This window comes from Nonomuraea sp. NPDC051941, from assembly GCF_044593615.1.
On sequence record NZ_JBIUCF010000052.1, the window covers coordinates 87,613 to 99,293 of the forward strand.

At 68.8% G+C, this 11,681-nt stretch carries 13 protein-coding genes, 1 tRNA gene and 1 pseudogene; 6 read left to right on the plus strand and 9 right to left on the minus strand.

The window, feature by feature from the left end:
* Positions 1-45 precede the first annotated feature (45 nt).
* On the minus strand, positions 46-348 hold the full coding sequence (locus ACIHFD_RS54645; RefSeq protein WP_397373645.1) for a hypothetical protein: 303 nt from the start codon (positions 346-348) through the stop codon (positions 46-48).
* Between the two features lie 239 nt (positions 349-587).
* Here ACIHFD_RS54645 and ACIHFD_RS54650 point away from each other — a divergent pair, with 239 nt between their 5' ends.
* Positions 588-722, plus strand: coding sequence for a hypothetical protein (locus tag ACIHFD_RS54650; protein ID WP_397373646.1), 135 nt, complete (start codon positions 588-590; stop codon positions 720-722).
* 540 nt (positions 723-1,262) lie between these two features.
* Here the strand turns inward: ACIHFD_RS54650 and ACIHFD_RS54655 are convergent.
* Positions 1,263-1,754 carry a YajQ family cyclic di-GMP-binding protein gene (locus ACIHFD_RS54655; RefSeq protein ID WP_397373647.1) on the minus strand — a complete coding sequence of 164 codons (492 nt, stop codon included), beginning with the start codon at positions 1,752-1,754 and terminating at the stop codon, positions 1,263-1,265.
* Between the two features lie 268 nt (positions 1,755-2,022).
* On the opposite strand from ACIHFD_RS54655, the gene ACIHFD_RS54660 reads away from it, so the two are divergent.
* Positions 2,023-2,104, plus strand: a tRNA-Tyr gene (locus ACIHFD_RS54660).
* Between the two features lie 1,177 nt (positions 2,105-3,281).
* On the opposite strand, the gene ACIHFD_RS54665 is transcribed toward ACIHFD_RS54660, so the two are convergent.
* The 3 genes from ACIHFD_RS54665 to ACIHFD_RS54675 all read right to left on the minus strand — a co-directional run bounded on the left by ACIHFD_RS54665 (position 3,282) and on the right by ACIHFD_RS54675 (position 5,720).
* Positions 3,282-4,061, minus strand: a complete 780-nt coding sequence (locus ACIHFD_RS54665) for an ABC transporter permease (RefSeq protein ID WP_397373648.1) — start codon at positions 4,059-4,061, stop codon at positions 3,282-3,284.
* Entirely contained in the window at positions 4,054-5,079 is a 1,026-nt protein-coding gene (locus tag ACIHFD_RS54670) for an ABC transporter ATP-binding protein (protein ID WP_397373649.1), read from the minus strand. Before ACIHFD_RS54670 ends, ACIHFD_RS54665 begins: the two co-directional genes overlap by 8 nt.
* Positions 5,080-5,258: 179 nt before the next feature.
* Positions 5,259-5,720, minus strand: a complete 462-nt coding sequence (locus tag ACIHFD_RS54675) for a GbsR/MarR family transcriptional regulator (RefSeq protein ID WP_397373650.1) — start codon at positions 5,718-5,720, stop codon at positions 5,259-5,261.
* A 157-nt stretch (positions 5,721-5,877) separates the two neighbouring features.
* Here ACIHFD_RS54675 and ACIHFD_RS54680 point away from each other — a divergent pair, with 157 nt between their 5' ends.
* From ACIHFD_RS54680 to ACIHFD_RS54690, 3 genes are read left to right on the plus strand one after another with little or no spacing between them, the layout of a single operon-like run.
* Positions 5,878-7,491 carry a CocE/NonD family hydrolase gene (locus ACIHFD_RS54680; protein WP_397373651.1) on the plus strand — a complete coding sequence of 538 codons (1,614 nt, stop codon included), beginning with the start codon at positions 5,878-5,880 and terminating at the stop codon, positions 7,489-7,491.
* Positions 7,488-7,730 (plus strand): hypothetical protein, encoded by a 243-nt coding sequence (locus ACIHFD_RS54685; protein WP_397373652.1) that lies wholly within the window; start codon positions 7,488-7,490, stop codon positions 7,728-7,730. Before ACIHFD_RS54680 ends, ACIHFD_RS54685 begins: the two co-directional genes overlap by 4 nt.
* Positions 7,727-8,905 (plus strand): cytochrome P450, encoded by a 1,179-nt coding sequence (locus ACIHFD_RS54690; protein WP_397373653.1) that lies wholly within the window; start codon positions 7,727-7,729, stop codon positions 8,903-8,905. Before ACIHFD_RS54685 ends, ACIHFD_RS54690 begins: the two co-directional genes overlap by 4 nt.
* Positions 8,906-9,100: 195 nt before the next feature.
* Here ACIHFD_RS54690 and ACIHFD_RS54695 read toward each other — a convergent pair whose 3' ends face one another.
* Together ACIHFD_RS54695 and ACIHFD_RS54700 are read right to left on the minus strand one after the other, a co-directional pair.
* Positions 9,101-9,316 (minus strand): hypothetical protein, encoded by a 216-nt coding sequence (locus ACIHFD_RS54695; protein WP_397373654.1) that lies wholly within the window; start codon positions 9,314-9,316, stop codon positions 9,101-9,103.
* Between the two features lie 114 nt (positions 9,317-9,430).
* Complete coding sequence (locus ACIHFD_RS54700) at positions 9,431-9,835, minus strand: hypothetical protein (RefSeq protein WP_397373655.1); 405 nt, start codon at positions 9,833-9,835, stop codon at positions 9,431-9,433.
* A gap of 128 nt (positions 9,836-9,963) precedes the next feature.
* On the opposite strand from ACIHFD_RS54700, the gene ACIHFD_RS54705 reads away from it, so the two are divergent.
* Positions 9,964-10,548, plus strand: a complete 585-nt coding sequence (locus ACIHFD_RS54705) for a Na+/H+ antiporter NhaA (protein WP_397373656.1) — start codon at positions 9,964-9,966, stop codon at positions 10,546-10,548.
* Between the two features lie 102 nt (positions 10,549-10,650).
* Here ACIHFD_RS54705 and ACIHFD_RS54710 read toward each other — a convergent pair whose 3' ends face one another.
* Together ACIHFD_RS54710 and ACIHFD_RS54715 are read right to left on the minus strand one after the other, a co-directional pair.
* A complete protein-coding gene (locus ACIHFD_RS54710) occupies positions 10,651-11,271 on the minus strand; it encodes a TetR/AcrR family transcriptional regulator (RefSeq protein WP_397373657.1) in 621 nt (206 codons plus the stop codon).
* Positions 11,268-11,681 (minus strand): annotated as a pseudogene (locus ACIHFD_RS54715) (oxygenase); the annotation flags it as partial. The gene ACIHFD_RS54710 and the pseudogene ACIHFD_RS54715, both read right to left, overlap by 4 nt.

Here is an 11,681-nt window from a genome sequence, read left to right on the forward strand (position 1 = left end):
GGCTTCGGCTGAGCCTTTGACTATCTAGGGATCGATGAGCTCGGGTTAGAGGGACCCCGGCTGGAGCTGAACCTTGCATTGGATGGAACTGAGGTACTCGTTCAAGTGCCGCCGAAGCCCGGCCATCTCGTCGCCGAGAGCTGCGAGATCTTGTCTGACCTCAATACGGAACTCGGCGATGTCGGCCTTTATCTGGTCGACTTCGGCCGTTGTGGCCTTGCCGGCGCCGCTGCTGGGCACGCCCGCTTCGAGTGCCCGCATCCGTGACATCAGGTCGAGAAGGCGTCCTTCTATGTCCGCTGTTCCACCTTTGCGGCAGAGGGAGTACTCCCTTGTGGTTGACTTCATCCATGGTCCCATTGAGTGAGGACTCAGTGACGGACGGTTCCCCAACCTGCCGATGGGCGCCCGTAGTCAGGCAGTGGTTCTTTCGCACCGGCGCCTAGATTTCTTTTCCCCGGGAGGAGGATCGAGCTCCCATGGTGCGCGTCGGCGAAGAACTCCGCCAGCGAAAACGGGTCAAGGCGGCGGATCGGAAAGACCGGGTGCCGCGTCGACGATCGACACAAGCACGAGATCTTGGATAGATGGTTCAACGAGCCAAGAAGACCATCAAACGCGGAGACTTCGCCAGCACCTTATTGGTGGCGGTGCCGGAGCCGTCCCTGCCCGCCGGCCGCGCCGGAGCGCTCGCCGATCTGGACGAAAGGGCAGCTGATTGAAGGCTCCGGTGCGGATGCGGGTGAGAGCGTTTAGTGGAACTTCCCGGAGCGGTATGGGTGCTGGCAGGCGATCTACGGGCCGAGCGCCGGGCTCGGTGGCGTGCGGAAGAAGCCGGTCGATCATGCAAGCAGCGCCACCTGTGGGACACGGCATCAACCGGCTCAAACCTCATCGGGCCGTGACCACCTCGCTTCGGCACGCTCGCCATCCGCTACAAGGTCGCTATGAACTCACTTCCGAAATGTGGCCTCTAGGCCGTGCATATGGGCGTTGGCGGTCCGCGGTGGGTGCCCCCGCCTCTGACTGGCCTACATCACCCACGGAGCCATGTGGCCGATCCGCAAGGGCACCTCGACCAAGGCTGTGTAGCCCGCTCTCAGCCACTCCACCGAGGATACGTACATGTGGGGGAGCGGCCCGAGGCACAGGAGAAGACGCGTGCCCTCGTGGACAGCGCGCTCGACCGTGTGCCCCGGATGTGCCCTCCGAGCCCTGCGGAACGCTGGAACGCCAGTTCAAAGGCCTGAAGTAGGCCTCCGCTAGCGGTAGTTCACGAACTGGAGGGCGATGTCCAGATCCTTGCCCTTCAGAAGGGAGATGACGTCCTGAAGGTCGTCCTTCTTCTTCGAGCTGACCCGAAGCTCCTCGCCCTGAATCTGCGCCTTGATCCCCTTCGGCCCCTCGTCGCGAATCAGCTTGGAGATCTTCTTCGCGTTCTCCTGGTCGATGCCCTCCTTCAGGCTGACCAGCATCCGGTACTCCTTGCCCGACAGCTTGGGCTCACCCGCGTCGAGGATCTTCAGCGAGAGGCCCCGCTTGACCACCTTCTCCTTGAACACGTCGAGAGCGGCATTCGCCCGCTCCTCGCTGTTCGCCTTGATCTCGATGTTGTCCTGCCCTGACCAGCTGATCGCGGCCCCCGTACCCTTGAAGTCGAAGCGGTGCCCGATCTCCTTGACCGTCTGGTTCAGAGCGTTGTCGACCTCCTGACGGTCGATCTTGCTCACGATGTCGAAAGACGAATCGGCCAAAACACTCATCCTCTCAGCGGCGAAAGCACTACCCGGATCCTGCTTCCCCGGCGTACGCGAAAACGCGCGGACCCAGCGCACGAGCCTAGCCAGCATCGGCCCGCCGCGCAGGACACCGCTCCCCGTACGAAGAACCGTCCAGATTCCGGCTCCCCTCCACCCGTTTCGGCGCGGTGCCCAACGGAGATCCGGCGCACACCCAACCGTTGTCACGTACACCTCGGAAGTCCGCTATCCTTCTATCTGTCGCCGCGAGAGCGGATGGCACGGCAGGTTGCCCGAGTGGCCAAAGGGAGCGGTCTGTAAAACCGTCGGCTCAGCCTACGCAAGTTCGAACCTTGCACCTGCCACACCAGCGGGAAGAGGCCCGTCACCAGCGGAAACGCGGTGACGGGCCTCTCGCGTTATGTCCGGCCGTCTACGGCGGACACTGGCGGGCTACGGTTGATCGTTCCCAATACGTTCCCAAAGGATCAAGCCCAAAGGATCAAGGCCAGCGGATCATGACTGCCCAAGCGGCACTCACGGGGAGCACTGAGTGAACCTCTTGGAGGGTTCCGATCGCACTCATGCCGTACCGGTGGTGGACGCGCGAGGGTCATGGCCCAGCACGGTATGTACCGGGTCAACGACCTGATCCCACACCTGACCGAGCGCAGCATCGCCCTGCCCACCTTCCCCGCAAGCGGCGCCACCCCGATACATTGAACGGCCCGCCAGCGTGCACCGCTGGCGGGCCGTTCCGCGTTGCCTGAGAAGGGCCTGAACGGGCCCAGAGCCGCCTTAGCAACGGATGCTGACATGGTCAGACTGAGCCATGGTCGTGCCATTGATTCGGATCTGTGTGTAGTACTCGTTGTTGCCCTGCCAACACGTGCCCCTAGCCCTCAGTGTGCCGACGGCGTAGATGCGTTCGTGGGACGCGACAACCTCATCCCACCATCCATGTTCCCGGTAGACGACAGCGACCACGCTCACGTTGCCGCAGGTAGCTCCCTGTCGCCTGACCTCTCCGTTGATCGTGCCCGGCTGGGTAGGACCGGCCGTCCAGTAGGGCTTCCAAGCTGCGTTGTCGCAGGCTGCGGCGACGGCTGCCGTTGCTGATGTTGTCGCCGATGTTGTGAGCCCGACTGCTACCGCAGCCGCGAAGAGTACCGACGTGATACTTCTGGCGCGCATGTATTCTCCACCTCCGTGGAAGTGACGATCTGAGATGGCGCTGAGCTATCCACAACGCTTCACCGCTTGATGAACCTGAGCCAGGGCAACGACCGGACACTCGCCGGACAATTGCGTTTCGCCTGTACTGGCGCGCCATGAAGGTTTCAGGAGCTGGCTCTCGCAGGCAGTTCCCGATGGATGCCGAGCACTGTTCGCGTTGCTTGGCACTAGGCGTGGTGTTCGCAGCACGCCGAGCAGGAGGAGTGGCCGCCAGCCGCCGGGTGGTCGGAGTATGTGTGCCGTCGCTGCAGGACGCGTTCGGCGATCTCGCGGTGGAGAACGTCTTCCAGCCCCTGGTAGGCGGCGTTATCGGGTGTGGTCGGCGCGGTTCCACCAGAAGGCGGTCGTGATGCCTCCGGCCGAGCCGGTGGCTGCAACCAGCAGGAGACCGAGAAGGCCCGGCGGGTCCTGGTTCTCGCCGGCGATGCCGGCGAACAGGCCGGGCACTGACCACGGGAAGTAGGCTCCGTAGCCGATCGCGGCGATCACCTGGGCGCAGAACACGAGGCCGAACAGGGCGCCGACGGCGGCCAGGTAGCCGCGGCCGATGCTGGCGGCCAGGGCCAGGGGCGTGGTGGTCAGGGCGGCCAGCGCGGCCGCGGCCAGGATTCGCCCGATGCCTACGGCGGCGGTGGGGACCGACCAGTCGGGCAGGCCGAGCAGGGCGCCGATGAGCAGGCCGAGCCCGGCCAGCAGGATGGCCAGCAGCAGCGCCCAGACGGCGGCGACGGCGAACTTGGCGGCCGCGATGGCGGTGCGGGAGGTGGGCAGGGCGAGCAGGTCGGTGGCGGTGTGGTCGCTGAATTCGCGGCCGAACAGCCAGATGGCGATGAGCCCGTAGACGCCGCCTCCGCCGACCGCGCCGGCTTGGGCGAGCAGAGCGAGGTAGCCGGGCCAGTCGGCGCTGGCGCCCGACAGCTGGGCTTTGTCGCCGAGTAGCCCCAGCGCTCGGGCACGGGCGGGGTCGGCCAGGATGAACATGAACATGCCGCACACCAGCGCGGCGAGGGTGAAGGCCAGCGCGGTGATCCAGGGCAGGCGGCTACGCCGCACCTTGAGCAGTTCGGCCCACAGCGCCTCACGCATTCTGGGTCCCCTCCTCAGCGAACTGGCCGGGCTGTTCGGCGGGCGCTGTCTGTCCGATCGTGCGCAGGAAGTAGGCCTCCAGGTCTTCTTCCTTCAGCCGCAGCTCCGTAGGCGGAACTCCGCCGTGCACCAGCACGGCGGAAACCCGGTCCGGCCGTGAGAGGGCGCGCTCGTCGGTGAGCAGCAGCCCGTCCGGCGCGGCGGGGGCGGGGTGGTAGCCGTGCGCGCGCAGCACCGCTTGGGCGGTGGCGTCGTCGCGGGTGGCCAGGCGCAGGTGGCGGTGCCGGTGCTGGTCCAGTTGGTCGGCGTCGTGTTCGCCGATGAGGCGGCCGTGGTGGAGGATGCCGATGCGAGTGGCCAGGCGGGCGACCTCGGCCAGCAGGTGACTGGACAGGAACACGGTGGTGCCGTGCTGGTGGGCGAGGTCGGCGAGCAGGGCGCGGATCTCGGCGACGCCGGCGGGGTCCAGGCCGTTGACGGGTTCGTCGAGGATGAGCAGGTCGGGGGCATGGAGGAGGGCCCTGGCCAGGGCCAGGCGCTGAAGGTTGCCGAGCGAGAGTGTACGGGCGCGGCGCTCGGCGTAGGGGGCCAGCGCCAGGCGTTCGATGATGTCGTCAGCGGTGCCGGGCAGGCGGCGCAGCCGGCGGACCACCTCCAGGTTCTCGCGCACGGTCAACTCCGGATAGGCGGCGGCCGCCTCCACCAGATAGCCCACCTTCGCCCAGGCGGTGCGCTCGCCCGCGGAGACGTTGGCGCCCAGGACGCGCACCGTCCCAGCGGTGGGGGCGACCATGCCGAGCAGCATGCGGATGAGGGTCGTCTTGCCGGCGCCGTTGAGGCCCAGCAGGGCGTAGATCTGTCCCGCCTGCACGTGCAGGGTGACGTCGTCGACGGCCGTCACGTCGCGATAGTGCTTGCTCAGGTGGGCGATGTCGATGACCGGCGCGATCGCGCGGGTCGTGGGCGGGGGCGCAGGCTCAGATGTGGAGCCATCAGACGGTGGGGTTCGGGGGCGCACGGGCACATCCTTGTCTCGATGCGGACTGGACATGCCGACCAGGCTTCCCGGCTCACCTGGCGTCAGGTTATCCCTACCGGGACGTGCCGGATAGTGCGCTCCGGTCTTTCGGCATCGCTGGCATCGCTGTTCCGGTGATGTGGGCGCGGGCCTGGTGACGCCGGTGTGGTGAGGCATGCTCAGCGCGGTGGGTGTTTCTCTTCCCAGCGGCGCAGCAGGCCGGGCAGTTCACCCAGCAGGAACTCATAGAAGTCGCGCATCCGCGTCAGCCGTGCGTGGGCCAGGTCGCCGGAGGCGGTGGCGGCGATGCCGGTCTCGGCAGCCTGCAGCATGACGTTGACGACGGTGTTCTGGGTGGAGAACAGGGTGGCCCAGGCGTCGTCACGCAGCCGGTAGTGCTCGCGGCGGCTGCCGGGCGCGGGCAGGCGTTCGATGAGACCGACCGACAGCAGGGCCTTGACCGCGCCGGACACCGATCCCGCGCTGACGCCGAGCCGGTCGGCGATATCGCCCATGGTGACGGTCTCGGCGTCGGTGAACAGGAAGACCGCCAGGGCTCGCGCCGACATGCGTTGCAGGCCGCCCTCGGTCAGCACCAGTGCCAGCCGTTCGGCGGCCTGCCACCGTTCCTGATCGCTCACCCGGTCACCTCCTCCGGGCAGCATAGCGAAGCAATTCAGGCTTCAGAAATTTCCGAACTTTCGCTATATTACCGGTATCAACCTCCGTCAGGAGCGCGATGGAGTGCCGGGAAGTCTGGTCGGCGAACACCACTGCCAACCCTGGAAGGCGATCCCGATGACCCTTCTCAGCCGCTTGTTCGACGTCCGTCCCGAGCACCGGCATCCGGTACGGGTGCAGCGCGACCTGGTGATCCCCGCAGCCGACGGTGTGCGCCTGCTGGCCGACCGCCACTTCCCCGCCGACGTCGACCGGCCACCGCTGGTCCTGCTGCGCAGCCCGTACGGCCGAGGCAACGCCCTGGACCGCATGCCCGCGCTGCTGGCCGAGCGCGGCTACCAGGTGCTCTACCAGAGCCTGCGCGGCACCGCCGGATCAGCCGGACGCTTCGACGGCTTCACCATCGACCCCGCCGACGCCGACGGAACGCTCACCTGGCTGCGCGCCCAGCCCTGGTTCGGCGACCGGCTGGCCACCTGGGGAGCCAGCTACCTCGGCTACACGCAGTGGGAGCTGGCCGCCCGCGACATCCCCGAATGGAAGATCGCCCTCATCCAGGACGCCCCCGCGGAGTTCGCACACCGCTTCATGTACCCGGGCGGGGCCTTCGCGCTGGGCAACGCCCTGGGCTGGGTCCAGCTCGTGGACCGGATGTTCACCGGTGGCTACTCCACCATCCGCCAATTGCTGGCCATGGTCACCGCCACCCGTGACCTGAGGCGGGCCACCCTGACGCTCCCCCTGAACGAGGCCGACCTCGCGCTGACCGGACACGGCGTCCCCTGGTTCCGCGAGTGGATCGAGCACGGCCCGGACGACCCCTATTGGGCCCGCATGGACCACCGCGCGAACGTCGCCCGCATGCCGCCTGCCGTGCACCTGCAAGGCGGCTGGGACGACTTCTTCCTGCCCGGCATGCTCGCCGACCACGCCGCACTGCGGGCCGCAGGACGCCAGGTCCGGCTGCTGATCGGACCGTGGGGACACGGCAGGGGTCTCTACACCCGCCACGGCATGCGCGACGCGCTGGCCGCATTGGACGCGGCTCTGCTCGGCGAACAGCCGCCCTCAGGGGTGCGGTTGTACATGACGGGTGTGGGCCGCTGGGAGGACCTGCCCGGATGGCCGCCCCCGCATGAGCCGACCCCCTGGCACCTGCACCCCGGCGGGCGACTCAGCAACGAAGTCGCCACGGACGGCATGCCGCCGAGCCGCTACCGCTACGACCCCGGCGACCCCACCCCCACGATAGGCGGCACCGCAGTCGGCCTGTCCGCCGGCCGCAAGGACAACCGCCGCATCGAGGCCAGACGGGACGTCCTCACCTTCACCTCCGACCCGCTGCCACACGACATCGACGTCATCGGCCCGGTCAGAGCCCGCCTGCACGCCCGCTCATCCATCCCGCACGTCGACTACTTCACCCGCTTGTGCGATGTGTCACCCCGTGGCCGTTCGACCAACCTGTGCGACGGCATCGTCCGCCTCAGCGAGCCCGGCGACATCCGGATTGCTGACATCGAGCTGTGGCCGCTGGCTCACCGCTTCGCACGTGGCCACCGGATCCGGCTGCAGGTCTCCAGCGGCGCCCATCCCCGCTTCGGCCGCAACCCCGGCACCGACGACCCCCTCGCCACGGCACGCGATCTGCGCCCATCCAGCCACGAGATCTTCCACGACCCGGACCGCCCCTCAGCCATATGGCTTCCCGTCCTGCCAGGGACGTCATGAAGCTGCTCATCCTCGGCGCCACCCATCACGTCGGCCGCGCCGTCGTGGACGTCTCGCTTGAGCGTGGCGATGAGGTAGCCACGCTGAATCGCGGCCCGAGCCGCGCGCACGCGATCGGCGTGGCCGTACCTCCCCAGCCCCAGCGGCATCCCACCTCCGGCCCCCTGGCCACCGCCATCCGCCTGGCTGCCACTGGCATCAGGATGGCGACCACCACCGACCTGGAGTCGTTGTCATGACCATGAACCACCTCCGTGACCTACCTACCGCCGTCGACCGGGACGCGTTTCTGGCTGCTCTTGCCGCCGACGGCCCGGTCAGCCGGGGCGTGTATCTGGACGGCAGCCCCGTCTGGCTGGTCACCGGCCATGCCGAGAGCCTCCTCGTGCTGACCGACCCGCGCTTCAGCAGCGACCCGGCCAAACAGGCCACCTTCGACCTGGCCGCAACCGCCGGTCTGCCTGACGACGTGGCCCCGTACCTGCTCCGCACGCTCGGCGCCTACGACCCGCCGGACCACACCCGGCTGCGGCGGCTGGTGTCGCGGGCGTTCACCGCCCGCCGCATCGAGCGGCTGCGCCCGCGCATCCAGCAGATCGCCGACGAGTTGCTGGACGGCCTGCCGGAGCAATTCGACCTCATCAAGTGCTTCGCCTACCCACTGCCGATCCAGGTCATCTGCGAACTGCTCGGCGTGCCTGCGGAAGATCGCGACACCTGGCGGTCGTGGGCCGGCGACCTGACCGCCCCGGACCCGGCCCGGATCGCGGCCGGGGCACGCGGGCTTGTGGCGTACATGGCCCAGCTCATCGCCCACAAGACGGGCCAGGGCGGCGATGACCTGCTGTCGGCGCTCATCACCGTGCGGGACGAAGACGGCGACCGGCTCAGCGAGCACGAGCTGATCGCGTTGTCCGTCAGCATCCTGATCGCCGGCCACGAGACCACGGTCGGCCTCATCAGCCAGAGCGTCCACCTGATCCTCACCCGGTCGCCGAAACTCGGCGACGATGACATCGCTCGTGCGGTGGAGGAGTTCCTGCGCTACAGCGGACCCGCCGAGATCGCCGTCCTGCGCTACGCGCTCGAACCGGTCGAGCTCGGCGGCGTCACCATCGGCGCGGGTGAGGCCGTCCAGGTGGTGTACGCGGCGGCCAACCGCGACCCGGGCCGCTTCGACCGTCCGCACCAGCTCGACCCGCATCGCGCGGACAACGCCCATCTCGGTTTCGGCCACGGCATCCACTACTGCCTGGGCGCCGCACTGGCCCGCGCCGAGACCGAGATCGCCCTCAGCACCCTCCTGCGCCGCTTGCCGGGGCTGGAATTGGCCGTGCCCGCTGACCAGATCGGCTGGCGGCCCGGCCTGCAACGGGCGCTGGCCGCCCTGCCGGTACGCGTCCGGCCGAGCTGAGCATTGTCGCTCGACGGGCTGCAGGCCAGGAGTTTTCCAGCGGGTACAGGTCGGCCTGGCGGTAGACAGCCGGTGAGGTAGCGAAGCATCTCGGCGACGTTCTGCGGATCCGGCCGCAGCACGGCAGGTCACCGTCGCTACGGCCGACCCGACCGCCGGGATGCAGTCGCCGACGCACCTGCCACGACGCGCTGCTCAGATGAGCAGCACCAGGGCATAGACCACCAGCAGGACCACTGACCAGCCGCGGGCCAGCGGTGTCCCTATGGGAAGCAGCGCACAGATGAATCCGCTGATGCCGACCATGGCGACGTTGACGGTCGGGGTGATGGCGGGCGCTCCCGCGGCGGTGAGGGCGACGAGGGCACCACCGGCGAGGGCACCGGCCAGGCCGGCGAGCGTCCGCGCCACCTCCCACCACCAGGCGCGCCGGTCCGGCCGTCGTGAGGTAACGCGTGCTCTGCGCAGCCATCACGTCCTGCTGACTCGATCGGGTCACGACCACCAGCAGCGCCACCGCGCCGATCAGGGCCACGACCAGGGGGCGCTCGCCCCCCACGTCAGCCTGCCCAGCAACATCAGCGCGAAGATCGTGACCGCCGCGGTCGACAGCAGCGCCTGACGCGGCAGCAGCGCAGAGCTGATCCTCAGCTCGGCCACGAGTCCGCCGACGCCCAGGACCACCGTGAGGTTGACGATGTTCGCGCCGGCCAGACCGGCCGCCGCCAGTTCCTCATACCCCCTGAGACTGGCCAGCGAGGCCACGATCAGCGTTGAGACGGAGGCAGCAATGCCTGTGATCACCGCGCCCACCACGATCGGCCGCAGACCGAGCCGTGCGGCCAGCCTCCCGGCCCCGGACACCAGGAAATCACCCGCTACGGCCAGCAGGACCACCCCCAGCGCGAGGAGAGCGACGAGGTGAAGCACTCCACCGCCTCCCATCAGATCGCCTCACACGACGGGGCATACCAAGCTGACCAGTGGAAACACCGCGGTCGCGCCCACATCGACGGTATAACACTCCGAGATCGATCGAATGCTCAAAGTGGCCGCCTTTGGCAGGGGAGTTCAACCGGAGCACCTGGCCCGAAGCGCGCCGCATCGCCGACATCCTGCGCAAGGAAACGATTGGCGGGGCGCTGTTGCTGGCCGCCGCGCTCACAGCGCTGATCTGGGCCAACTCGCCGTGGGCGCAGACCTACCAGGACCTGCGCGCCATCGAGGCCGGCCCTGCCGCGCTGCACCTGAACCTCGACCTGGCCACTTGGGCCGCGGACGGGCTGCTGGCCATCTTCTTCTTCGTGGCCGGTCTGGAGCTCAAACGGGAGTTCGTCGCCGGCGATCTGCGTGACCTGCGCCGCGCCACTCTGGACGAAGGGCTGGCCTGGATCGACATGGCCGGGCTGGCCGTCCTGGCCGGCATCGGGTTCACCGTGTCGCTGCTGATCGGGGAGCTGGCGTTCGGGACGGGCGAGGCCGACGCGCGGTTCAAGATCGCGGTCCTGGCCGGTTCCCTGACCGCGGCCCTGCTGGCCACGGTGATCCTTCGGCTGCGTGCCCGCGTCTACCGGCGCATCCACCGGTCCGAGACCGCCGACTCCGACCACGATGGGATCCCCGATCTCTACCAGCAGCCCTAGCTCTTCGCCCGCGGCACCCTGGTTGCCGGTGAAGAGGGGAAAGCACCCCGTCCGCAACCCCGCCCGAACCGGTACCCCGGCCAGGCCCAGGGGAGGTTGCTGTCATGAATGCGTCTGCTGGGCGGGCGGATACAGGCCGGCCTGGCGGTAGACGGCAGTGAGGTAGCGCAGCATCTCGGCGGCGTCCGGCGGATCCGGCTGCAGCACGCGATAGGTCACCGCCCCGGCCATCATGTCGATCAGCACATCCAGGTCGGCGTCAGGTGCCACCATGCCGTCCAGCTGGGCACGCCGAAGCATCGCGGCGGCCAGCTCTCGGCGGGGCAGGATGTAGTGCCTCCAGTAGACGGCCATCAGCGAAGGATGGCTCACGGCGGAGCCCATGATGCGGGCGACCAGCGCGCGGAAGTCGGGGCTCGCAGCCATCTCGGCCGCTGCGGGAAGGATGTGTTCGACGATGGCCTGTGGCGGTAGGGCGGAGACGTCGGCGGCCGACGGTGTCACCTCGTCGCTGACCCACCGCTCGATGGCCTGGGCGAGCAGGTCCTCCTTGGTGCTCCAGCGGCGGTAGACGGTCAGTTTTCCCACCCCGGCGCGCTTGGCGATCTGCTCGATGCTGGTGCCCTCGACGCCGCGCTCGACGAACAGCTCCAGCGCGGCGTTCAGGATCGCGGTGTCGGTCTCGGGGTCGCGCGGGCGTCCGCGCCCTCGGGTGGCGGTCATCCGAGGGCTCCGTCCAGCCAGCGGGCGAGCTCGGCGGGGCCGCCCTTGCAGGCCAGGTGGGCGTCCGGGCGTACGAGCATGGCGAGCCCGCTCGCGGGCCCCGCGGCGCGGAGGCTGACCACCTGGTCGCCGAGCCGCTGCCGGGCCGCCTCGAAGGCGGCCTGATCGCCGAGCACGGCCCACTTCCCGCGCAGCTCGGCGTGCAAGCGGGTGCGGTTGCCGTCGGGGCGTTCGCAGGCCAGGTCGCCGATGCGGTCGCCGGGGCGGGGCTTGCGCCCGCGCCCACCGAGCGGGCCGCGCCGGTAGCTCACCCAGAGCTGGGAGGTCGTGTACGTGGTCCAGCGCTGGATCCATGCCTGGTTGAACACCCGCATCAGCACCTGGTCGCGCAGGAGGCGGCCGAGCGGGCT